Genomic DNA, 23,831 nt, shown 5'->3' with positions numbered 1-23,831 from the left:
TTTATACCGCTTCCTTTCTGCTAGCATCGAATGGGCAGCGTTGGGTTATGATATGCTGCTCGTAGTGTTCATGAAAATCTTTAAGGCTGCTGACGAGTGGCATGACCGCTCCGGGTGCAAAAGCGCAAAAGGATTGCGTTGCTATTGTGGAACAGAGTTCATCCAGCAGTGCCAGATCATCGGCTGAACCATTCCCGGTTGCAATGGCGTTCAGAATTTGTACCAGGTAGGGCAACCCGTCGCGGCAGGGAGTGCAGAATCCACAGGATTCGCGCGCAAAGAAGCGCGTGAGATTCAACACGGTTTCGATCGGACAGGTGGTGTCGTCCAGAATAATCAGACTGCCTGTACCGAGCCGGGAACCTGCTTCGGCAACCGGATCGAAATCCATGGGTACATCCAGATGCTGGGGCAGCAAAAATGGAGTTGAAGCACCGCCGGGCAGAAAACCGAGCAACGTTCTCTCGTCATTATCCAAACCTCCAGCATGTTTATAGATCAATTCCCTTGCCGGCGTGCCGCAGGGCAATTCGAATACACCCGGATGCTTTACTTTACCACTGATGCAGAACAGCTTCGTTCCGCAGCCGCCATTGATACCAAGACGGCGAAACCATTCGGCACCGTTCATCAGTATATGCGGCACATTGACCAGAGTTTCGACATTATTGGTAGTCGTAGGTTGTCCCCAGAGCCCGTGCGTGCTCGGACGCGGAATTTTAGGACGTGGATTGGGGCGTTTGCCTTCGATGGCATTGATCTGGGCGGTTTCCTCGCCACAGATATACCGTCCGCCACTGAGGTGAACGTCGATATGCAGATCAAAACCGCTGCCCCCGAGATTGCGTCCCAACAATCCGGCTGTTTCCGCTTCACGGATTGCCTGAATCAGCCTGTGGCCACCTTTGGCGTACTCGCCCCTGACAAATATAAAAGCGCGTTCGGCCTGGAGTGCGAAGGCAGAAACAATAACGGACTCAATAATGGCATGTGGAGCGCCGTAAAGCAGGTAACGATCCTTGAATGTGCCCGGTTCGGATTCATCAAGATTACATACCAGATAACGCGGTGACGGCGCATCTGCTCCCCGCAAACGCCATTTCATTCCGCATGAAAAACCGGCGCCGCCCCGACCGCGTAGATTGGCAGCTTCCACTGTTTCAATTATTTTTTCAGGTTTGAGATCAAATGCGGTATTCAGACTGCGATAACCCCCAGTAGCCTGGTAAGCGGCCAGATTCTGCGGATTGTCTTGATCGAGATGACGCGTCAATATGGCTTCCATACACTATTCTTCTGTTTGTAGACGTTTCAGTAGTGTTTCCAGCAATGTGCGATTCAAAGGGCCTGCAGCTTCGCCGTCAACCAGGGCTGCAGGTGCCTTGTCACACAGGCCCAGACAGATGCTTGGCAAGACGGTTGGCGCGCATTCTGACGCGAGGCCGCCAAGGGGAGCACCGAGATAGTTTTCGGCTGCGGTCAGTAGCTGGTCCGCGCCGCGCATGCTGCAACAAACGCTGTCGCATATCTGGACAATATGGCGTCCAGTCGGGCAACGGTAAATCAGGCTGTAAAATGTCGCCAGTTCTTCAATCTCTGTTGAGGACAAGCCAGTGACTTCGGCAATTTTTTCAATGGCGGCGTCGTCAAGATATCCGGTTTCGGATTGCAAGGACAGCATGGCCGGTACCGCTGCTTCCCGGCGATCCGGATGATCGGGTGGCAGATTGGCCAAATCTTTTTGCAATGTATCTATATCAGTCATACGAACGCTCCCGTTAACGGTCGATATCAGCCAGGATATAATCAATGGACCCGAGAATGGCAAACAGGTCAGCGAGAAAATGCCCGGTTGCTAGTAACGCCAGCGCCTGCATGTGCGGAAAAGAAGGCGTGCGGATGCGCAGACGGTGTGGGTGTTCGGTGCCATTACTGACCACATAATAGCCATTCATGCCTTTGGGTGCCTCAGTAATAAACAGGCTTTCTCCTGCAGGAAACGTCATGCCATGCCCTACAGTGATAAAATGATGAATCAGCGTTTCAATGTCCTGCAACGTTGCCGCTTTTCTCGCAAAGGCGTAACGTGCCTGGTCGGAGAGTACTGGCCCTTCCGGCATATTTGCCATTGCCTGTTCGACAATACGCAGGCTTTGACGAATTTCTTCCAGTCGTAATTCGGCGCGGGCCAGCGAATCGCCTTCTGTAGCAGTCGGCACATCGAAATCATAGTGTTCGTAGCCGCTGTAGGGGCGGCGTTTACGCAAATCCCAGTCAACCCCGCTGGCGCGTAGATTGGGGCCGCTGATTCCCCAGTCAATTGCATTCTGCGCGGACATTATGCCGATGCCACGGCTGCGGCGACGCATAATAGTATTTCCGGTCAGTAATGCCTGGTATTCATCGACCGCATCAGGCATGCGCTTTAAAAAAGCCCGTAGTGCTGGGTTCCACCCCTCCGGTAGGTCCAGGGCAACGCCGCCGATACGGAAGAAAGCCGGATGCATGCGGCCACCCGTTATCATCTCCATAACATCGAACAGATATTCGCGATCGCGAAAGGTGTAAAATGGCGGGGCCAACGCACCCAGGTCATGTGAATAGCTGGCCAGCCAAACCAGATGACTGGAGATACGAAACAGTTCGCAGAGCATGACGCGCATGACCTGCGCCCGTTCCGGCACTTCAATTCCGGCTAGTTGCTCGACTGCCAGGACATAGGGCAATTCATTCTGTACACCGGAGAGATAATCGATCCGGTCGGTATAGGGAATATAGCTGTGATACGTCTGGCGTTCGGCCATTTTTTCAGCACCGCGATGGTGGAAACCGATCTCCGGACGTACACTGCGGATTGTTTCACCTTCCAGCCGGACAACCAGGCGCAGCAAACCGTGGGTGCCGGGATGCGTGGGGCCGATATTCAGCGTGATTTCATTTTCAGCGCTTCCGGGCTCGTGATAATCCTCGGCACGATAGCTCTCCATGATTGTACGATATCGTTCTTCCGGAAGACTGTAGGGCGCCATTTCCGTGGCGCGACTCGGATGTTCCTTGCGCAGAGGATGGCCCTCCCAGTATTCAGGCATCAGAATACGCTGCAGGTTTGGGTGATCGCTGATATAAATACCGAACATGTCGTAGAGTTCGCGCTCGTACCAGTTGGCACATTGCCAGACAGAGCAGATGCTGGGCAATACCGGAGCGTTTGAAGGTACGTGCACCTTAATACGCAGGTCCGTATTACCGGATAGCGATAACAGTTGATAAAATACTGTCAATTTGCTGTTGCGTTCTGTATCGTCGATTGCGGAAAGATCGAAAAGCATCTCATATCGCGGTGTCGCAGTATATTTCAGAAATTTCAGGGTGTCAGCAATCTGCTCCGGAGCCACTGATACGGTACTAATACTGTCGCACGGCAATCTGTCGATAACAGCGTCGAAGCGGGTTGTTAGCTGATTCATGAGTTTCGCATCCGTATCAGCCATCTTTGTCTCCGACTCTCAAACCAAGCGGGCGATGTTCGCGGCCGATCGAATCCTGTAGCAAAACCAGTCCTTCAAGTAAGGCCTCAGGTCTTGGCGGGCAGCCTGGTACGTAGACGTCGACCGGGAGAATACGGTCAATCCCCTGAACTACGCTATAGATATCATACATTCCGCCGGAATTGGCGCAAGAACCCATGGAAATAACCCATTTAGGCTCAAGCATCTGATTGTACAGGCGCACAATCATGGGGGCCATTTTGATGAACACAGTACCTGAAACAATTAACAGATCAGCCTGCCTCGGTGAGCCGCGCATTACTTCAGCGCCGAAACGGGCGATGTCGTGGCGTGGTGTAAATGATGCCATCATCTCAACGAAGCAGCATGAAAGGCCAAAGTTAAATGGCCACAAAGAATATTTTCGTCCCCAGGAGACCATTTCCTCGAGTCGGCCGAAAACTGCTGTTAATGGTCCTTGGTTGTTTTGTCCGAAATCCACTCCAGACCCCCCTTTCGCCACTCATAAATCAAGCCAAACAGCAGAATCAAAATAAAAACACACGCGCCGATTACTCCTCTGATGCCGAGCTCCCAGTAAGTCACCGCCCAGATAAACAAGAATGCGGCTTCTATATCAAATATCAGAAAAGAGACTGCAATGACGTAGAATGATACTGGCATACGTGTTCGTGCATCACCCGTTGGTGGAACACCGCACTCAAATGGTTGTTCTTTGTCCCACTGAGCACGATAACTGCCCAGCCATCGTGCTATCCATAACAAGCTGCCTAACACAAACAGAATCAACAACGAAAAAGAACCGATTAAGGCAGCAGGTTCCATATTTTGCACTTTGGACACCTCCCATGGACATATATACAGTCGGGTATTTGTCGACTGCACGAAAAAATATTTGCGCAGAAGCGGCTATAGCGATTAAAGAAAATAATCGCCCGGGTAATATAAGTTTCAATAAAACGCTACGATAAGTCAAATTAAAAGTCAAGCCGGGTGATTCGAGTGTCTCAGCGAAATGTGAGCGTACTGGACTAGAGTGCTATACTGTGCTTATAGTGCCTGTAGACGAAACGGATTGTGCAAGTATTTCTAGGAAACCAGTAGGAGATATAGAATGAAAACTGTAGGGCAATTGCTTGATGAGAAAGGTCATGAAGTCAAAAGTATCGCGCCGGAAACTGCGCTCACAGAAGCCATGCAGCTGATGGCAGACAGTAATATCGGTGCTTTGCTGGTTATGCAGGATGAAAAACTTGTGGGAATTTTGACAGAAAGGGATTTTTCTCGAAAATCGTATTTAATGAACAAACCTGTCAAAGATATGCGAGTCAATGAAATCATGACGCGTCAGGTAGCTTATGTACATCCGGATTATACCAACAAGGACTGTATGGCGTTGATTACCGAAATGCGTGTGCGTCATTTACCTGTTCTGGAAAATGACCGCGTAGTTGGCCTGATTTCCATTGGTGATCTGGTAAAAGACATCATTTCAGAGCATCAATTCATCATTCATCAGTTGGAGCGTTATATATATAGTACACCGGAATAACACGCACCGGTAACAGCTTGAGAGCAGGAGTTTAAAAGACTGTCTGCCTAGGCTGAGTGTCAGTGTCTGTCGTGTCTGGTTCTTTTGGTTTCATAATCGCATGAAGGTTTTTAGTGTGCTGTTTAAGTGGCCGGTTCATTAAACCGGCCATTTGAAACCAGAACGATTGGAACAGTCCTGCTTTTATGCAGATCATAGCTCAGAGATATTTTCTTTTGGGCCTACACGACTGCTATTAAACGATGCTATACATTACATTGTTACAATTTGTCTGCGTGATCACGAAGGTACTCTGAGACTCCCTCCGGACTTGCTTTCATGCCTGTATCTCCTTTTTTCCAGCCAGCCGGGCAGAGTTCACCCTGTTCCTCAAAAAATTGCAACGCATCTACCATTCGCAACATTTCGTCAACATCGCGTCCAAGTGGCAAATCATTGACGACTTGGTGTCGAACAATGCTTTTTTTGTCGATCAGAAAAGAACCTCTAAGAGCGACATGATTCGGATGACTGATACCGTATGCTTTCATAACCTCGCCACCGAGATCCGATACCAGGGTGATATCAATCGGTCCGATACCTCCTTGGGTTATGGGTGTGTTGCGCCATGCATAATGTGTAAAATGTGAATCTACAGATACACCGATGACTTCTACATTGCGTTGCTGAAAATCCTTGGCACGATGTGAGTGGGCGATAATTTCCGAAGGACAGACAAAGGTAAAATCCAGCGGATAAAAAAACAGCACTGCATATTTGTCTCGAATATGTGCATGAAAATTAAAATTTTCATCAATACTGCCGTCGGGTAAGACAGCAGGTTTAGTAAAATCGGGAGCAAGAGACGTGACAAGTGTAGACATAAATTAACCTTTTAATGTTATTTGAGAGTTCTGGATTTTAGGTGATCCGGCTTATACATTTCAGTTCAGTGCATACAGATAATTTAAATAAAATCTGTTTCATTTTATGAAATATGTTTGTTGGTTTTACTACGTAAAGGTTCAGTAATAATGCTCGTAAAGCTACATTTAAAAGTATGGAAACTACAAAAAGATGAATGAACATCAATCTGAATACAATGCAGTCTTACGAAACAAATCCGCTTTGGAGATTGTAAACTGGGGTATTTCCAGAGCGAACAATCGGGCAATGGTGTCAACCAGTTTCGGCCCTCTGGAGGCCGTTGTTCTTCATCTCTGCACCCGGGTGCAGCCTGATATTCCTGTACTTTGGATAGATCATGGGTACAACAGACCTGCGACTTATCGACATGCCGAGAAACTCAGGGAAACGCTGAATCTTAATCTCAAAATCTACGTACCCAGGCTGACTGCCGCGTATCGAGACGCAATTTATGGGCCTGTTCCGAGTATTGACGATGAAGCAGAGCTTATGAAATTCAGCGAGATGATGAAATTAGAGCCTTTTAACCGTGGTATGAATGAACTTGCACCGACCGTTTGGTTCACGTCATTACGCAGAGTACAAAATCAGTTTCGTGAAAAACTGGATATTGTCTCCGAAGACAATATTTACGGGACAATTAAACTAAACCCTGTTTTTATTGGACAGATGCCGATATGGAGGCCTATCTAGTACAACATGGTCTTCCAAATGAATGGGATTACTTTGATCCGGCCAAAGCGGAACAAAAACGAGAATGCGGACTGCATGTCAGATGAATGTTTATTTCTGGTTTTGTAGAAATTGGGCATTCAACAATCAGATAAAAAATATCATGTTGAAATGACTGGCTTGCAATTGCAGCGACGGCAGCTTCAATCGTTTTTCTTTGTCTGGATGAAATACGATGCAATGGGTTATTGATTATATTCAGCCTTATTCTACTGCAAGTAGCAAATACCAGCTACATACAGAGGGTCTCAATACAATTCCAGAGGATTCAAATAATGGCTTGCGGTTTCATGCAAGCCATTATTAAAAAAACAGGGATATATACAAGTTTAATGTTTGATGACACGATTCGTCATTTTATCCTCTGCGCCCGACTGAATTGTAGCTGCCGAAGCTGGTATTGGCGTTGGTACAGATTGCGGTTTGTGTTCAAGCGCAATCTCCAGAACCTGGTCAATCCATTTGACAGGTTTGATGGTTAGGCTGCTCTTGATATTTTCTGGAATATCCGCAAGATCTTTGACGTTTTTTTCTGGAATGATCACTTTCTTGATACCGCCGCGGTGTGCAGCCAGCAGTTTCTCCTTGAGGCCACCTATTGGCAGTACTTCACCGCGCAATGTGATTTCTCCGGTCATTGCTACATCAGATCTAACGGCAATATCTGTCAGCGTTGATACCATGGCTACACAGATACCGATACCAGCACTGGGGCCGTCTTTCGGAGTGGCGCCCTCGGGCAGATGAATGTGAATGTCCTTTTTCTGATAGAACTCTTCCTGTATGCCCAGTAGATGAGAGCGACTGCGAACAACCGATAATGCCGCCTGTATGGATTCTTGCATAACTTCACCGAGTTTACCGGTGGTTATGGTTTTTCCTTTGCCCGGGACGACCACAGCTTCTATGGTCAGTAACTCACCACCCACTTCTGTCCATGCCAGTCCAGTAACCTGTCCGATCTGGTTTTCTTTCTCGGCAACGCCGTACGAGTAACGACGCACACCCAGAAACTTGTCAAGATTGCGTGAGGTAACAGATACCTTTTTCTTCTCACTGTCCAGCAACAACTCCTTGACAGATTTTCTGCAGGTTTTGGAGATTTCGCGTTCCAGCGCGCGAACACCTGATTCACGCGTGTAGTATCGCACGATGTCGCGCAATGCCGTGTCTGAAAGCGAAAGCTCGCTTTTCTTCAACCCATTGTTTTTTAACTGCTTTGGCAGTAGGTATTTTGAGGCTATATTCAGTTTCTCATCTTCGGTATATCCGGACAGATGAATTACTTCCAGACGGTCGAGTAGGGCAGGCGGAATATTCAATGAATTGGCAGTTGCCACAAACATCACATCCGATAAGTCATATTCGACTTCGACATAATGATCGACAAATGTATGATTTTGTTCTGGATCAAGTACCTCCAGTAATGCCGATGCAGGATCACCGCGAAAATCCATTCCCATCTTATCCACTTCATCCAGAAGAAATAACGGATTCTTAACACCAACTTTGGTCATATTCTGCAGGATTTTTCCAGGCATTGAACCAATATACGTTTTACGGTGACCGCGTATTTCAGCTTCATCCCTGACGCCACCGAGCGCCATACGAATAAATTTTCTATTTACTGCTCGTGCAATGGATTGTCCAAGAGATGTTTTGCCAACTCCGGGCGGTCCAACAAGGCAGAGTATCGGTGCTTTCAGTTTGTCAACCCGTTGCTGAACAGCCAGGTATTCGACAATTCGTTCTTTAACTTTTTCTAAACCATAATGATCTTCATTTAAAACAATTTCGGCTGCACTAAGATCCATGCTGATCTTGTTTTTCTTTTTCCAGGGCAAACCAATCAGCACATCAATATAGTTACGCACAACGGTTGCTTCCGCGGACATTGGCGACATCAGGCGCAGCTTTCTGAGTTCGGATTCTGCTTTTTCGCGTGCTTCCTTGGGCATATGGGCCGCTTTGATTTTGCGCTCAATTTCCTCCAGATCAGCGCCATCTTCTCCTTCTCCAAGTTCTTTCTGAATGGCCTTAACCTGTTCATTCAGATAATAGTCGCGCTGACTTTTTTCCATCTGACGCTTAACCCTGCCGCGTATACGTTTCTCTACCTGCAGGATATCCAGCTCGGTTTCCAGAAGTCCAAGCAAGTGTTCTAATCTTTTGGCGACATCAATAATTTCCAGTATGTCCTGTTTCTGCTCCAGCTTTAAGGGTAGGTAAGCGGCAATAGTGTCGGCAAGACGACCAGCTTCATCTATTCCTCCCAGCGACGTAATAATTTCTGGCGGGATTTTTTTATTGAGTTTGACGTATTGATCAAATTGCGTCATCAAAGCCCGTCGCATTGCTTCTGCCTCGGGTTTATCGTCCGGCTCTTGTCCGATTGGTACGGCTTTTCCATCGAAATGGCTTTCGGCGTCAATGAATTCAAGTATACGGGCACGTTGATTGCCTTCAACCAGAACTTTAACAGTACCATCCGGTAATTTAAGCATCTGTAAAATATTGGCAATACTGCAGACATCGTACATGTCGTCAGGTTCCGGTTCATCTTTGGACGCTACTTTTTGTGCGACCAGCAAAATGTTTTTGTTGGACTCCATTGCAAGTTCAAGTGCTTTAATTGATTTTTGCCGTCCGACAAATAACGGAATTACCATATGCGGAAATACGACCACGTCCCGCAGTGGGAGTAGTGGCAGTATCAATTGTTCAGAATTATCTACTAGGGAAGTCATATCTGTTTACTTTTTAAATTGAATTGTTGCATCTAACAATGAGTATATGTCCGCTTATCAAAATCTCAAGCCTATATTGTGTATAACAGTAACATAGTTCCAACTACAAAATGATAAAAACAGTAGGGTAATTTTATGTTTTTTCGATTATGTTAAAGGTATCACTGCTGTCCCGTTTAGGGGTTTAACTCGTTGAAATTACTAAACAAACAATTCTCATGTCCTAGACAAATCTAAACGTTTAATTTTTCATTTATTTCAATAAGTTATAACAACATTGGCTTCAAGTTAACGGGACAGCAGTGTAAAGGTATCAATTGTCATGTCGAATCCATGACATGCTTCAACACATTTAACAATAAATGATGGATTGAAGGCAAAGAAGAGAGTGAAAGGCTGAGGGCGAGATGCAAACAGAAATATTTTGAATTTAGGTCATTACAATCAAGCAATGCAATATTTCTGTTTGATCAAAAAATGTTGGGACTAACTTGAAGTTTTTGCGACTTTTTGTTGTTCTGAATAAATTAATATTGGCTTAATATCTTCATTCGCTACATTGAAATCAATAACAACTTTTGTTACGTTCTCGAGAGAAGGCAGATCGTACATGATATCAAGTAAAATATCTTCCATGATTGAACGCAAGCCGCGTGCACCGGTTTTGCGTGAAAGTGCTTTCTGGGCAATAGCCTTGAGAGCGGCCTCGCGGAATTCCAAATCGACGCCGCCTTCCATGTTAAACATTTTCCAATACTGTTTAACCAGTGCATTTTTGGGTTCGGTCAGAATCTGCACCAGAGCATCTTCGTTGAGTTCATCCAGCGTAGCAACAACAGGCAGGCGACCGACGAATTCAGGAATTAAACCAAATTTGACCAGATCTTCGGGTTCTACACCCTGCAGGACTTTATTGATGTCCTTACGCTTCTGGCTTCTTACATCGGCACCAAATCCAATTCCGCCTTTTTCCGAGCGTGCACGGATGACTTTGTCCAAACCGTCAAATGCACCACCACAAATGAATAATATGTTCGTTGTGTCGACCTGGACAAATTCCTGGTTCGGATGTTTGCGACCGCCTTGTGGCGGAACCATCGCAGTAGTACCCTCGATTAGCTTTAACAGCGCCTGCTGAACACCTTCACCGGAAACATCGCGAGTGATTGAGGGGTTATCGGATTTGCGCGAGATTTTGTCTATTTCATCAATGTAAACGATACCACGCTGCGCTTTTTCAGCATCGTAATTACATTTTTGCAGTAGTTTCTGAATGATATTCTCGACGTCTTCACCAACATAACCGGCTTCTGTCAATGCGGTTGCGTCCGCCATAATGAAAGGTACATCAAGCAACCGAGCCAGCGTTTGCGCCAACAAAGTCTTTCCCGAACCTGTCGGGCCAATCAGCAGGATATTACTCTTGGACAGCTCTATTTCATCACTATCGTTCGGTTTTGAAATATTCTTCAATCGCTTATAGTGATTGTATACAGCAACCGATAGAATCCTCTTGGCAGATTCCTGTCCAATAACGTATTGATCCAGCGTTTGTTTGATTTCATGTGGCACAGGCAAGTTGGATTTGACCAGCTTGGTAGCCTCGTCACCCTGCATTTCCTCGCGAATGATATCGTTACACAATTCAATACATTCATCACAAATAAAAACCGAAGGACCTGCAATCAGTTTTCTTACCTCATGCTGGCTTTTACCGCAAAATGAACAGTAAAGCAGTTTCTCGCTATTAGTTTTTTCTGCCATATAATCTTTATCCTGACGTCATTTAGCCAATGGCAATGTTAAAAATACAATACACTATTATTAAAAATGTTTAATCGGCAGTTTCATCGCGATGTGTTAGTACAGCGTCTACCAATCCATAACTAACTGATTCTTCAGCGCTTAAAAAGTTATCACGATCAGTGTCCTTTTCTATTTCTGTTATCGGCTGGCCGGTATGCTTTGCCATAATTTCGTTTAGCCGCGATTTCAAATAAAGAATTTCTCTTGCATGAATTTCAATGTCAGACGCCTGACCCTGAAAACCACCAAGCGGCTGGTGAATCATCACTCGTGAATTCGGCAGACAGTACCGTTTGCCTTTTGCGCCTGCTGTTAATAGCAATGCTCCCATGCTGGCCGCTTGTCCGATACATAATGTACTGATATCTGGTTTAATGTATTGCATTGTATCGTAAATGGCAAGTCCTGCTGAGACCACGCCGCCAGGAGAGTTGATATATAAATGAATATCCTTTTCAGCATTCTCCGATTCAAGGAAAAGCAATTGCGCAACTACAAGATTCGCGGTCGTTTCATTCACCGGCCCAACCATAAAAACGACTCGTTCTTTTAACAGTCGCGAATAAATGTCGTATGCGCGTTCTCCACGTCCACTTGTTTCTATGACCATCGGAATCAGTCCAAGGTTTCTTGGTTGCATGGCTTGCTGCCATTCAAAGTTTTCCGTCATATCAGGCAATCCCCATCAATTCGTCAAATGTCACTGGCTTCTCAACCACTTTTACCTGTTGTAACACCCATTGCACTACATTGGCTTCTAAAGCTATTGATTCTGCTTCCTGAAGACGGTCTTTGGATGCATAATGCCATTTCACAATTTCTTCAGGGTTTTCGTAGCTCCGGGCACTTTCTTCAATTACTTTTCGTACTTGTTCGGGTGTTGCTTTTAGCTGATGTATTTTAAGCAGTTCGGCCAAGATGAGCCCGAGCTTTATTCGATGCTCCGCTTTATTTTTGAACATATCGGGTGTTAGTTGGATGTCATCAGCCTGCATACCTCGCGCGCTAAAGTCCTGACGCGCATTTTCCATCAACCGCGTGGCTTCCTGATCAACAAGCGCTTTTGGTGCGTCAATCGGTATGGCTTCCATTAGGCGCTGCATTGCCTGATCTTTGAGCTTTGAATTGATGCGCTTCGTGATTTCGTGTTCCAGATCGTGGCGTATGTCTTCGCGCATTTTTTCAAGGTCACCATCCTGAATACCCAGTTGTTTTGCAAATTCTTGATCTACCTCCGGCAGCACGGGCAGTTCTACAGATTTCAGTTTGACATTGAAAACAACAGTTTTTCCAGCGATTTCTTTACCGTGATAATCTTCAGGGAATACTACGTCAAATGTTTTTTCATCGCCTGCCTTCATTCCTATTAGTGCGGCTTCAAAATCTTTGATGAATTTTCCATCGCCAGCTGTCAGATAAACATCTTTACCTTCGCCTCCCGGAAAATCTTCTCCATTGATCTTTCCGTGAAAGTCGACTTTAACACGATCACCCTCTATGGCTGCGCGTTCGGCAGTTTGATATTGAACATGTTGTTTCCGTATCATTTCAATGGTTTTGTCAATATCCTCTGCAGCAACCTGAGTTACCGGCTTCTCGATTGATAACTCGCTTAAATCGCCTACAACTATGTCCGGGTATACTTCAAATTGGGCACTGAACGCATACAGTGCGGAATTATCGCTGTTTTGTTTGGTTTCATAGCGTGGGTAGCCGACGACCTGAAGATTATGTTCCTTGACAGCTTCACTGAATTTTTTGCTTAATGCATCCCCGAGCACTTCCTGTTGTACTTCTGCGCCATACCGTTGCGATACCAGTTTTAATGGAACTTTACCAGGCCGAAAACCATGCATCTTGACTTTCTTTGCCAGTTGTTTCAGGCGCTTGTTTACTTCTTCCTGTATTTGGTCTTGTGGAATGGATATATCGATACGACGTTCAAGGGCTCCGAGATTTTCTACATTTGATTGCATTAAAATTCCTGACTGATTGAATAACAAGGTAAAAAAAAATATTCAAGTGTACATTAATATATTGTGACTACAAAAAAAAGAGCTTTGCTTTGTAATTAATTAGCATGCAGTAAGCCGAATATCGAAAAACAGCAAAGACAAATAATCAATTTGTGGTGCGAAAGGGGGGACTCGAACCCCCACACCTTGCGGCGCCAGAACCTAAATCTGGTGCGTCTACCAATTCCGCCACTTTCGCTCAGTTCTTGTTTTGAATTTCCTTTTAGCGTGTGTTTTATACAACCTTATGATTATACCCGTTTAACTGGAATTTAGTATTAAATGATGCATTTAGCATAGAATGATTTCGCCTTTTATTGCCCGGCTGTCAGGGCCCATAAGAAACAAGTATACTGACATCAGGTCTTCCGGTTGGGGTAACGTTTTTTTTACTTCTCCGGGATGCGTTTTTACGCGTTGTGGTGTATTAACCGCTCCGGGAATTAATGCGTTGATACGCAAATTAGGTAGCATACTCCATTCATCCGCCTGTATTTTTACGAATGCTTCAATTCCTGCCTTGGCGACCGAAAATCCTCCCCAATATGCTTTGGGGTAATGGCCATATGTGCTTCCCGTCATAATGATGCTGGCATCAGGCGCGGTTTTCAATAGGGGCAAGCAGGCCTTGGTCAATGCAAATGGCGCTATCAGATTGACTTGTAACAGGGTCTGCCATTGTTCGAGTGTCTGAGACTCCATTGGACTCGGTCCATGAAGAAAAGCCGCATTATGCAAGATGCCGTCGAGTCGTCCCAATTGTTCAGTAATCGCCTGCGCTAACAGGGTGTAATCTTTTTCTGCTGCTTTTTCCAGATCCAGTGGGTAAATGACGGGTTGCGCAGTATCGAGTGATTCAATCTCGTCATATACGCGTTCCAGTTTCTTGGTTGATTTGCCATGCAGTATGACGATTGCTCCATGTTTTGCAAAAGTAATTGCCGCGGTGCGTCCTAACCCCTGTCCAGCGCCTGTTACAAGAATGACGCGATTTTGCAACAAGTTTTCGGGTGCTGAATAATTTCTATACTGGTTCATGTAGCAAACTGTATCATGTATCAGGTATCTCGATAAAAGAATAAGGGACGTAATTGTTTTGTATTCCCAGGCATTCCTGCTAAACCAGATCATCTGGATTACATTTACTTAAAAAAAAGCAACAACCCGATGCGAACAGGGTTGTTGCTTGATGTTGGCAGGTTCGCTATGGCAATGAACCATAACGCTTTGGGCGTATTACATATCCATGCCGCCCATGCCGCCCATGCCGCCCATGCCGCCCATGCCGCCCGGGACACCGGCAGGTTCCTCTTTCGGTAATTCCGCAACCATGGCATCAGTAGTCAGAATCAAACTGGCAACAGATGCAGCATTTTGGAGTGCGGAGCGCGTTACTTTAGTAGGATCAAGGACGCCGCTTTCAACCATGTCCCCGTACTCTCCTGTAGCGGCGTTATAGCCAAAGTTACCGCTACCCTCGACTACTTTGTTAACAACAACAGAAGGTTCATCGCCCGAGTTCAGCACAATCTGACGCAGTGGCTCTTCAAGTGCGCGTATAACGATCTTGATTCCGGCATCCTGATCATGGTTCTCTCCTTTCAGTTTATTGATAACCGGAATTGTCCTCAGCAGTGCGACACCGCCACCGGCAATGACGCCTTCTTCGACAGCTGCGCGTGTTGCATGCAAGGCATCTTCAACACGTGCCTTTTTCTCTTTCATTTCTACTTCGGTCGCAGCGCCGACTTTAATCAGTGCAACACCGCCGGCAAGTTTGGCTACCCGTTCTTGAAGTTTCTCTTTATCATAATCGCTGCTTGCTTCTTCAATGAGTGCGCGAATCTGTTTGACACGGCCTTCGATATTGGCTGCATCACCCGCGCCATCAATGATTGTCGTATTTTCTTTGCCAACTTCGACGCGTTTTGCCTGACCCAGGTTGTCCAGCGTGACTTTCTCAAGCGACAAACCAACTTCTTCTGAAATAACAGTACCGCCGGTCAGAATGGCGATATCTTCAAGCATGGCTTTGCGGCGATCGCCAAATCCTGGCGCTTTAACAGCGCATGTTTTCAAGATGCCGCGAATGTTGTTTACCACCAGTGTAGCCAGCGCTTCGCCTTCAATATCTTCTGCGATAATCAGTAATGGTTTGCTGGCCTTGGCAACTTGCTCCAGAACAGGCAGTAAGTCCCGTATATTGGATATCTTTTTATCATGAAGCAAAATATAAGGGTCTTCCAGTAGTGCAATTTGTTTTTCAGCACTGCTGACAAAATAAGGAGACAGGTAGCCACGGTCGAACTGCATGCCTTCAACCACTTCCAGTTCATTCTCGAGCCCTGAGCCGTCCTCAACCGAGATCACACCTTCTTTGCCTACTTTGTCCATCGCGTCAGCAATAATTTTGCCAATTTCAGCGTCTGAATTTGCAGAGATGCTGCCAACCTGGGCGATTTCTTTTGCTGTCGCACAGGGTTTTGACATTTTTTTCAATTCTTCCACCGTAGCACTGACTGCCTTGTCAATACCGCGCTTTAAATCCATCGGGTTCATTCCTGCGGCGACATAGCGCATACCTTCTTTAACAATTGATTGTGCCAGTACTGTTGCGGTTGTCGTTCCATCACCAGCTACGTCGGATGTTTTGCTGGACACTTCCTTGAGCATTTGAGCGCCCATATTTTCAAACTTGTCTTTCAGTTCGATTTCTTTAGCAACTGAAACGCCATCCTTGGTAATTGTTGGTGCGCCGTATGCGCGGTCCAGCACAACATTACGACCCTTTGGTCCCAGCGTCACTTTAACTGCATCAGCCAGTATATTGACTCCATCAATCAGTTTATGGCGTGCTACATCTCCAAATTTTACTTCTTTTGCTGACATAATTTTCTTTCTCCTAATTCTTTAACCTATAGTTTTGCAAGACACATCTTAATTTAGCCGGATAACATCAGCTTTCGATGACACCCATGATGTCTTCTTCGCGCATCACCAACAGCTCTTCGCCCTCAACTTTGACAGCCTGACCGGAATATTTGCCGAACAATACTTTATCGCCCACTTTTACTTCTAATGCGCGTACATTGCCATCATCGCCTACTTTACCTTTACCGACCGCCAGAATTTCACCCTGATCGGGTTTTTCAGTGGCGCTGTCTGGAATCACGATCCCCGATGCTGTTTTGCGCTCTTCCTCCAGCCGTCTAACGATTACGCGGTCATGTAATGGACGAATTTTCATGCTTTTGTCTCCTATTAAAAATTTACGCAACTATTTGAAATATTGAGTCAATCAATTGATATGCTGTTCTGATAAGCCCAGGATTTTATAATCTGGAAAAATATTAGCACTCGCTATCAATGAGTGCTAGCAATAATAAGGCCTGTTTCGAAGAATTTCAAGGCTATCATTAAGAAATTTTTTTGTTGTGAAAGGGAAAAGTGCAATTGGGGTGTTCAGAAAGAAAACCCGGATCGAAGAATCGAATCTGTTCAGATATATTGAGATTTGATATGTTGTGACTGTTGTTTAGAGTAACAGACTTTCTGACAGTAGTAAGAAAAGCGAATTCAAGTTTCTCGGTTCAACCAGTCTTCACGCATTTTTCGCGCCTGAGAGAATGATTCTTTTAGCGCTTTTCCGTCACTGTTTGTCAACATAGACTGTAGACAGCTTAACTCTTCCTGATACGCTATTATCTGTTTTATCAGCGCTTCCCGGTTAGCTAAGCAGATATCGCGCCACATTTCAGGTGAACTGCTGGCGATACGAGTGAAATCACGAAACCCACTGCCGACAAAACGCAGTAAATTTTCTGAATGATTTGAGTTTTTGTGCAGATAATTCATTAGTGTGAATGCTAGGATATGCGGCAAATGACTGGTGGCGGCGAGTATCTCATCGTGTTCCTCCATTCGCATATGCGAGACTTTCGCTCCACAAGCCAGCCATAGTGCTGAGGTCAATTCGATTGCCATTTTTTGTGTTTCTTCAATAGGGGTGAGAATGACATGTTTGTTGATATACAGGTCATTCTGCGCTGCCAGAACGCCACTGTATTCGGCACCTGCAATCGGGTGTCCGGGAACGAAGTTTTTCAGATGAACGCCTAAATGATTGCGTGCTGCTGCGACGACATCCTGTTTGGTGCTGCCGGCGTCAGAGATGACAGTACTGTGTTCCAGACATGGTGCAATCTGTGCCATGATGTGTTCGGTTTGGCCGACAGGCATGGCGAGCAGAATAAAATCAGCTCCTTCCAGCGCCGATGTCAAATCCGTTGCAATTTCATCAATCACGCCAAGAGCCAGCGCGCGCTGCATATTTTCCTGACTGCGCCCGACGCCGACTATATTACTGGCGATGCCCGCCTTGCGTATAGCAAGACCAAACGAACCGCCAATCAGACCGACACCGATAATAACTAGTTTGTTCAGCGTGATGAGTGCCATGAATATTTTGATAATGATTTAAGTGTTCGATCTACAATTAGATCTGGGTAGTATCATATTGATAGAGCACTAGTGCTATTTCAATTTGATATTGCCGGATAAAGCTGTTTAAGTTTTATCCGTGCATCCTCAGTTGTAAATCGCCACTCAATTGTCATAGCAGATCGGTTTCGTGTTGTTGTCCATGCATCGACTTCTTTGCGTACAGTTTCCATATCAGCTAATCGACGATTAAGACATTGCCCCGACAATGCACTGATATTAGGCAATATCAAGTTGATAGAGCACTAGTGTAGATACCGGCCGATATAAACGGTTGTCGTGAGCGCTACTTACGAGTTTCTACCTGCATTAGTTCTTCCGTGTCTGCCGCAATCGTATTTTGTGGTTTGCGTCTCGGTCTTCTTGCAGGTGCAGATTGATCTTCCTTCAAATCGATTTTTTCGGGTGGCGTTTCAATCATGACCAGGCCGCTCTCCTCCAGATCCAGATCTTTTGCAGTTGGTTGCTCGACACGCTCTGCCGGTTCGAGTGCGGGTGTGTCCCCCGATTCTTCTGGCTGCGATGACCGGGCTGAGAAAGCAGGTTCTGTAGTCGCCGTTTCACTCGTATCTGCGGATTGTTGCGTTTCGTCGGTTGCGGTTTTTTTCCCCGCATTACGTTGTTGCGTGGAATCCTCTTCAGACTGATTCCGTGAATCATCTGGAGAAGACATCGACACGACCGGGATTTCTTCAGCAGAATGGTCCGACTTTGGCGGTGATTGAATAGCCGGTTCATTTTCGGCGGTGGTCGCGGCCTGTTCAGAAACTTCTTGTTTGGCAGCTGTGGCCGTTCGATTACGGGCTGAACGGTCCCGCTGTTTTGTATTGCGGCGCCTGCGTGGCCGTTTCTTTTCGTCCGGTGTTGTTGCAGGACTCTCAATTCCTTCGGAATCTGGAGAAACGGGCGTATCTGACGACAGCAGTTGTGACGTTGCTCCACCCTGATTCAATTCTTGTGAAGAAGGCTGTTGCTTGTTTTGCGTGCTTTGTTTTTCAGCATCGACTGATTCAGCAGTTGCAGGTGGCTCACTGGTTAACATGTCGGGTTTGCTGTTTGTGGAGCTTTGGCTAACAGTTTCCCTGGGAGACTGTTTCGATTGCATATAATCTTTACGGTCACTACGATTGCGCGAGCGACCCCGTCCGCGGCTGGATCGTTTCGGTTTTTCCTGAGATGATGAAATGATTCGCTCGTTTGCGATGGCCTGTTCCTGGTTATCGCCGTTTTCTTCGCTATGCGCCGGTTTGAACCAACTGAAAAATTTGTCCAGCAGTGAGGAGTCTCTGGATTTTTCTTCACGAACAGGTGCGGGCTGCGCTGGTGTGACACCCTGGACGACCGCTTTTTGGCGTTCCTGTTTGGGTTTTTTTTCTGTTAACTCGGGAATCAGATCCTCGGTGACCTTTTCGACCATTTTATAGCTTGCCTGCAGCTCGCTTTGTTTGATGTCTTCATGACGCAACCTGGTGATTTTGTATTTGGGCGTTTCCAGGTGAATATTGGGGATCAGGGTTATATCGACCTTGAGACGCTCTTCAATTTCGTATATTTCCGAACGTTTTTCGTTCAGCAAATAGGTGGCGACATCGATGGGTAACTGCACATGCAATGCGCTTGTGCGTTCTTTCATGACTTCTTCCTGAATAATACGCAAAACATGCAGCGCTGACGAATCGGTCCCCCGAATGTGTCCGGTACCATGGCAACGTGGACAGGGTGTGTAATTGCTTTCTCCCAGTGACGGGCGCAATCGCTGCCGCGATAGTTCCAAAAGTCCGAAGCGGGAAATCCTGCCGACCTGTACGCGTGCACGATCCTGGCGCAGTGCTTCGTGAAGACGCGCTTCGACTTCTCGTTGATTGCGTGATGCGTCCATATCGATGAAATCGATGACAATCAGTCCACCCAGGTCACGCAAACGCAATTGTCTTGCAATTTCATCTGCAGCTTCAAGATTTGTGTTCAATGCAGTATGTTCGATATCTGCACCACGGATTGCGCGCGCTGAATTAACGTCAATCGCTACCAGGGCCTCTGTATGGTCAAGTACGATTGATCCGCCTGACGGTAAAGTTACCTGCCGCGAATAGGCTGTTTCGATCTGATGTTCGATTTGAAAACGGGAGAACAGGGGGACATCATCATGGTAAAACTTAAGGCGATCGACATTGGCAGGCATTACGTGCGTCATAAACTGGCAGGCCTGCTCGTATATTTCACGGTTATCGATCAGGATTTCACCAATTTCATAATTGAAGTAGTCCCGTATCGCGCGAATTACCAGACTGCTTTCCTGATAAATGAGAAACACGCCGCTCTGGTTGTTGGCCGCTTCTTCAATGGCGTGCCAGAGTTGTGTCAGATAATTCAGGTCCCATTGCAGTTCATCTTCGCTGCGTCCGATACCTGCGGTGCGCGCGATGACGCTCATGCCTTCAGGTATTTCCAGTTTACCGAGGACTTCGCGCAATTCATTACGCTCATCTCCTGTAATACGTCTGGAAACGCCACCACTATTGGGGTTATTAGGAATCAGTACAAGATAACGCCCGGCAAGCGAGATATAGGTGGTTAATGCCGCTCCTTTCAATCCGCGTTCGTCTTTGTCTACCTGAACAATCAATTCAAGGCCTTCATGAAGATGGTTCTGGATGCGATTTGCAGATATATCCGATTGCTCTCCAAAGCAATACGGTGAAATTTCCTTGAATGGAAGAAATCCGTGGCGTTCGCAGCCGTAATCGACAAACGCCGCTTCAAGACTGGGTTCTAGTCGTGTGATAACGGCTTTATAGATATTGCTTTTGCGTTGCTCTTTACTAATTGATTCGATATCAAGGTCAACCAGTTTCTGACCATTGACGATTGCAACACGCAACTCCTCGGGTTGTGTTGCATTAAATAACATTCGTCTCATTTATATGCCTAACGTGTATTTACACAATGATAAATTTTTAAAAACATAATTGAGATGACGAGATTTGAGCCGGATTGGTATGGTGTTTTAGTTTTATTGTTTTGAATAAGCAATTTTTGTTATAAACAAGCTTTTTTGGCTGCTTGTCTGTCAGAAACAGACTTTTTTGTTTATTATTATATTATCTATTATGAGAAATTATTGAATTAAATTCGTGAATCTTGAATATATATTTCATTCACTGTATTTAAAAAAAGACAGTTTGATTTGGCGATTTGGCTGATGTTAAGTAAAATAGGCGCTATCGGGGAGGAAGTGAAGCAAGAAAAGAATAAATAGAAAACGGAAAATCCTGATACCACAACACACAAAAATCAAAAATAAATTCCTATAATCTCATCCGGATACTACATCTTTCTATTTTATTAAAATACTACGCCACTACGCGCTTTAATAAAATACACTGTACATCACAAAAACGTAATTATAAGTAAAATACAACACACAGGCAAAATTTTCTTTTGAATGCATCAGTTGTAATTGAAAGCATTGTTGAAGACGGCGACAATCAGCGAATTGATAATTTCTTTTTCAAACGCTTTAAAAACGTACCGAAAAGTCATATTTACCAGTTGTTGCGCAGCGGACAAGTGCGGGTAAATGGTAAACGGGTAGGTTTTCACTACCGTTTGCAGCAAGGCGACCAACTACGTATTCCACCAGTTCGCACTGCTTCGACACACCATTCGCAGCGGCAAAAGAAACATCCATCCACCTTTATCTCTTTTGATGTTGTCTTTGAGGATGCGGTATTGCTGGCCGTGAATAAACCATCAGGAATTGCGGTACATGGTGGAAGCGGTGTCAGTTTTGGTGTGATCGAGCAGTTGCGCGCGCAGAGACCGGATTGCAGATTTCTTGAACTGGTACATCGACTGGACAGGGAAACGTCTGGCGTATTGTTGCTGGCAAAAAAACGCAGTGCACTGGTTGAGTTGCATCGACAGATTCGTACAGGTCAGACCAAGAAGCATTACCACGTTATGGTAAAAGGAAAGTGGTCCAATCCGAAACAGGATGTAACAATACCGTTAATTAAATACAAGACTACGGAAGGTGAGCGACGTGTAGCGGTCGCAACAGCCAGTAAAGCCCGGTTTCATGGTAACGATGCGCCTAAAGTGATGGCTGCGCATACACAGTTCAAGCTGATTAGGGCGTGGCAAAATTTTAGTTTGCTTGATGCAGAACTTAAAACAGGACGTACGCACCAGATCCGTGTTCATCTGGCTCATCTGGGTTATCCGATCGTTGGTGATGACAAGTATGGTGATTTTGCTTTAAACAAAAAGCTGAATAAAAACCGCAACAAGTATGATGAGGTGCCCACTTTGGCAAGAATGTTCTTACATGCAGGCAGTATTATGTTTCAACATCCGTCAGGCGGGCAATGGCTAAAACTTAAGGCACCCCTGCCTGAGGAATTGCAGGCGTTTATGACACGGCTAGACGCGGCTGTAAATAAATGGACATAATAGCGAAGAAAACTACAGAAATATAAATTTTGGAGAAAATTTGTATCTTATAATTGTGAGTCTGGGTTTCAGCTTCCGGAATGAATGGTTGCCAAATCATCGTGTATCATGGTTCGCAGGACAGTCCAGACATTTTCGGCGATTTTTTTCTGGGCCAAGGCGGTTGGATGGATACCATCTCTCTGAAAAAACTCATGTTTCTCACCAAATCCGGCCAATAGAAAAGGAACCAGACCGGTTTGATAGTTATGTGCAAGTTGCGGGTAAATGTCTTGGAACTTCTGCGTATAGGTCATGCCATAATTGGGCGGTAGCTGCATGCCGACGAGCAGGACAGATGCATTGTTTTGCTGGCAAATCTTGATAATCGCTTCAAGGTTTTCGTAAATTGTTTTGATAGCGGTACCACGTAGACCATCATTGGCGCCTAGACCCAGAATGACAATATCCGGACGGTGTTGTTCGATCGCCCGGGTGATTCGATTTCTTCCGCCGAGGGTGGTTTCGCCACTGACGCTGGTATTAACTACGCGAAAAAAAGGAGACAGTTCCAGTAACTGTTGTTCAAGCAGATGAACCCAGCCGGCCTCTGTTGGGATACCATAGTTTGCAGAAAGACTGTCTCCAAACACCATAATGGTCGTTGTTTGCTGACTGGTCGCTGTTGCAGCGCCGGGTGTTACAAATAAGAAAAAAACTATAATTGTTAGGAAATGTTTCATGGCTTCACCTAAACTTGTTAAAGAATTATTATTACAGACTGATACGCTGACTAAACAGGTCAGTACCGGCGACAAAAAACTGACTATTTTAAAGGACATTACCCTTGAAGTGAAAGCCGGTGAAGCTGTCGCAATTGTTGGCGCGTCTGGTTCAGGAAAATCGACCCTGTTGGGTTTGCTTGCAGGTTTGGATGTGCCAACGTCCGGTAAAGTTCATCTGGATGGAACAGACATTTTTGCATTGGATGAAGACAGCAGGGCGGCCCTGCGTGGAAAAATTCTCGGTTTTGTTTTTCAGTCGTTTCAATTGCTGCCTGCTTTGACGGCATTAGAAAATGTCATGTTGCCGCTCGAGCTCTCCGGTAGTCCCTCCGCCGATTCGACTGCCTACAAGTTACTGGAACGCGTCGGCTTGAAAATGCGTTTAAATCATTACCCCAAGCAACTATCAGGCGGTGAACAGCAGCGTGTTGCAATCGCGCGGGCGTTTGCCACTGATCCAAAACTATTGCTTGCCGATGAACCGACAGGTAATCTTGATTCGTCAACCGGTAAACAGATCATCGAGCTGATGTTTGAACTCAATCGTGAACACGGCACAACGCTGGTGTTGGTGACGCACGATGAAGAATTGTCTCAACGCTGCTCTCGTCAGATTCGACTGGTCGATGGTATGCTGGCATGAACGACCGCTAAATATTCCAACTATCTCATTAGACCAGACAGGCCGGGTTTCTAATCAGAACCGTTTAATTGAACATTATTTTCTCCCGGGTATGGCTTTATAAGCGCCAAACTTCGATTTGGCAATAATGAGATTACAATGAAGGATGAATAGTGGGGTTGATAGCGGTGCTGGCGATCAGGTTTTCTAAATGATCCGGTTT

Annotated in this window: 21 protein-coding genes and 1 tRNA gene; 4 read left to right on the top strand and 18 right to left on the bottom strand. The window is 45.7% G+C overall.

What is annotated here, in order from left to right:
• Window position 1 precedes the first annotated feature (1 nt).
• From nuoF to BMY62_RS03810, 5 genes are read right to left on the bottom strand one after another with little or no spacing between them, the layout of a single operon-like run.
• Window positions 2-1,285 carry an NADH-quinone oxidoreductase subunit NuoF gene (gene nuoF / locus BMY62_RS03830; RefSeq protein ID WP_090656851.1) on the bottom strand — a complete coding sequence of 428 codons (1,284 nt, stop codon included), beginning with the start codon at window positions 1,283-1,285 and terminating at the stop codon, window positions 2-4.
• A 3-nt stretch (window positions 1,286-1,288) separates the two neighbouring features.
• Window positions 1,289-1,765, bottom strand: a complete 477-nt coding sequence (locus BMY62_RS03825; protein ID WP_090656850.1) for an NAD(P)H-dependent oxidoreductase subunit E — start codon at window positions 1,763-1,765, stop codon at window positions 1,289-1,291.
• 13 nt (window positions 1,766-1,778) lie between these two features.
• A complete protein-coding gene (nuoD, locus tag BMY62_RS03820) occupies window positions 1,779-3,491 on the bottom strand; it encodes an NADH dehydrogenase (quinone) subunit D (RefSeq protein ID WP_090656849.1) in 1,713 nt (570 codons plus the stop codon).
• Complete coding sequence (locus tag BMY62_RS03815; RefSeq protein WP_256207413.1) at window positions 3,484-3,990, bottom strand: NADH-quinone oxidoreductase subunit B; 507 nt, start codon at window positions 3,988-3,990, stop codon at window positions 3,484-3,486. The genes nuoD and BMY62_RS03815 overlap by 8 nt, the downstream gene beginning before the upstream one ends.
• The gene (locus BMY62_RS03810; RefSeq protein ID WP_090656847.1) at window positions 3,957-4,334 is read right to left on the bottom strand and encodes an NADH-quinone oxidoreductase subunit A; all 378 of its coding nucleotides are present in this window, start codon (window positions 4,332-4,334) and stop codon (window positions 3,957-3,959) included. The genes BMY62_RS03815 and BMY62_RS03810 overlap by 34 nt, the downstream gene beginning before the upstream one ends.
• 289 nt (window positions 4,335-4,623) lie before the next feature.
• On the opposite strand from BMY62_RS03810, the gene BMY62_RS03805 reads away from it, so the two are divergent.
• A complete protein-coding gene (locus BMY62_RS03805) occupies window positions 4,624-5,061 on the top strand; it encodes a CBS domain-containing protein (protein WP_090656845.1) in 438 nt (145 codons plus the stop codon).
• A gap of 260 nt (window positions 5,062-5,321) precedes the next feature.
• Here the strand turns inward: BMY62_RS03805 and BMY62_RS03800 are convergent, their stop codons facing one another.
• Window positions 5,322-5,924, bottom strand: a complete 603-nt coding sequence (locus BMY62_RS03800; protein ID WP_090656844.1) for a peroxiredoxin — start codon at window positions 5,922-5,924, stop codon at window positions 5,322-5,324.
• A 193-nt stretch (window positions 5,925-6,117) separates the two neighbouring features.
• On the opposite strand from BMY62_RS03800, the gene BMY62_RS03795 reads away from it, so the two are divergent.
• Window positions 6,118-6,660, top strand: coding sequence for a phosphoadenosine phosphosulfate reductase domain-containing protein (locus BMY62_RS03795; protein WP_218142929.1), 543 nt, complete (start codon window positions 6,118-6,120; stop codon window positions 6,658-6,660).
• 368 nt (window positions 6,661-7,028) lie between these two features.
• On the opposite strand, the gene lon is transcribed toward BMY62_RS03795, so the two are convergent.
• The 11 genes from lon to BMY62_RS03745 all read right to left on the bottom strand — a co-directional run bounded on the left by lon (window position 7,029) and on the right by BMY62_RS03745 (window position 20,687).
• Window positions 7,029-9,446 carry an endopeptidase La gene (gene lon / locus BMY62_RS03790; protein WP_090656843.1) on the bottom strand — a complete coding sequence of 806 codons (2,418 nt, stop codon included), beginning with the start codon at window positions 9,444-9,446 and terminating at the stop codon, window positions 7,029-7,031.
• A gap of 486 nt (window positions 9,447-9,932) precedes the next feature.
• Window positions 9,933-11,210 carry an ATP-dependent Clp protease ATP-binding subunit ClpX gene (clpX, locus tag BMY62_RS03785; protein ID WP_090656842.1) on the bottom strand — a complete coding sequence of 426 codons (1,278 nt, stop codon included), beginning with the start codon at window positions 11,208-11,210 and terminating at the stop codon, window positions 9,933-9,935.
• Window positions 11,211-11,280: 70 nt separating this feature from the next.
• Window positions 11,281-11,922: an ATP-dependent Clp endopeptidase proteolytic subunit ClpP gene (clpP, locus tag BMY62_RS03780; protein ID WP_090656840.1), complete on the bottom strand. Its 642-nt coding sequence runs from the start codon at window positions 11,920-11,922 to the stop codon at window positions 11,281-11,283.
• Window position 11,923: 1 nt separating this feature from the next.
• A complete protein-coding gene (gene tig, locus BMY62_RS03775; protein WP_090656838.1) occupies window positions 11,924-13,228 on the bottom strand; it encodes a trigger factor in 1,305 nt (434 codons plus the stop codon).
• Window positions 13,229-13,381: 153 nt separating this feature from the next.
• Window positions 13,382-13,466 (bottom strand) — tRNA-Leu (locus BMY62_RS03770).
• 92 nt (window positions 13,467-13,558) lie between these two features.
• A complete protein-coding gene (locus tag BMY62_RS03765) occupies window positions 13,559-14,305 on the bottom strand; it encodes a YciK family oxidoreductase (protein WP_090656836.1) in 747 nt (248 codons plus the stop codon).
• Window positions 14,306-14,503: 198 nt separating this feature from the next.
• Window positions 14,504-16,156, bottom strand: coding sequence for a chaperonin GroEL (gene groL, locus BMY62_RS03760; protein ID WP_090656832.1), 1,653 nt, complete (start codon window positions 16,154-16,156; stop codon window positions 14,504-14,506).
• Window positions 16,157-16,223: 67 nt separating this feature from the next.
• Window positions 16,224-16,514: a co-chaperone GroES gene (groES, locus tag BMY62_RS03755; protein WP_090656831.1), complete on the bottom strand. Its 291-nt coding sequence runs from the start codon at window positions 16,512-16,514 to the stop codon at window positions 16,224-16,226.
• Window positions 16,515-16,843: 329 nt separating this feature from the next.
• Window positions 16,844-17,725 (bottom strand): prephenate dehydrogenase, encoded by an 882-nt coding sequence (locus tag BMY62_RS03750; RefSeq protein WP_090656830.1) that lies wholly within the window; start codon window positions 17,723-17,725, stop codon window positions 16,844-16,846.
• An 80-nt stretch (window positions 17,726-17,805) separates the two neighbouring features.
• On the bottom strand, window positions 17,806-17,940 hold the full coding sequence (locus BMY62_RS16460; protein ID WP_256207412.1) for a hypothetical protein: 135 nt from the start codon (window positions 17,938-17,940) through the stop codon (window positions 17,806-17,808).
• Between the two features lie 113 nt (window positions 17,941-18,053).
• Window positions 18,054-20,687 (bottom strand): Rne/Rng family ribonuclease, encoded by a 2,634-nt coding sequence (locus BMY62_RS03745; protein ID WP_090656829.1) that lies wholly within the window; start codon window positions 20,685-20,687, stop codon window positions 18,054-18,056.
• 521 nt (window positions 20,688-21,208) lie between these two features.
• Between BMY62_RS03745 and BMY62_RS03740 the strand changes: the two genes are divergently transcribed.
• Window positions 21,209-22,222 (top strand): RluA family pseudouridine synthase, encoded by a 1,014-nt coding sequence (locus BMY62_RS03740; RefSeq protein WP_090656825.1) that lies wholly within the window; start codon window positions 21,209-21,211, stop codon window positions 22,220-22,222.
• Between the two features lie 68 nt (window positions 22,223-22,290).
• Here BMY62_RS03740 and BMY62_RS03735 read toward each other — a convergent pair whose 3' ends face one another.
• A complete protein-coding gene (locus BMY62_RS03735; protein ID WP_256207411.1) occupies window positions 22,291-22,944 on the bottom strand; it encodes an arylesterase in 654 nt (217 codons plus the stop codon).
• On the opposite strand from BMY62_RS03735, the gene BMY62_RS03730 reads away from it, so the two are divergent.
• Entirely contained in the window at window positions 22,943-23,629 is a 687-nt protein-coding gene (locus BMY62_RS03730) for an ABC transporter ATP-binding protein (RefSeq protein WP_090656818.1), read from the top strand. The genes BMY62_RS03735 and BMY62_RS03730 overlap by 2 nt on opposite strands.
• Window positions 23,630-23,831: the final 202 nt, after the last annotated feature.

This window comes from Nitrosomonas marina, from assembly GCF_900111605.1.
GTDB lineage: Bacteria > Pseudomonadota > Gammaproteobacteria > Burkholderiales > Nitrosomonadaceae > Nitrosomonas > Nitrosomonas marina_A.
Note: the sequence above shows the minus strand (reverse complement) of the source record. Positions and strands in the feature narration are given on the sequence as shown.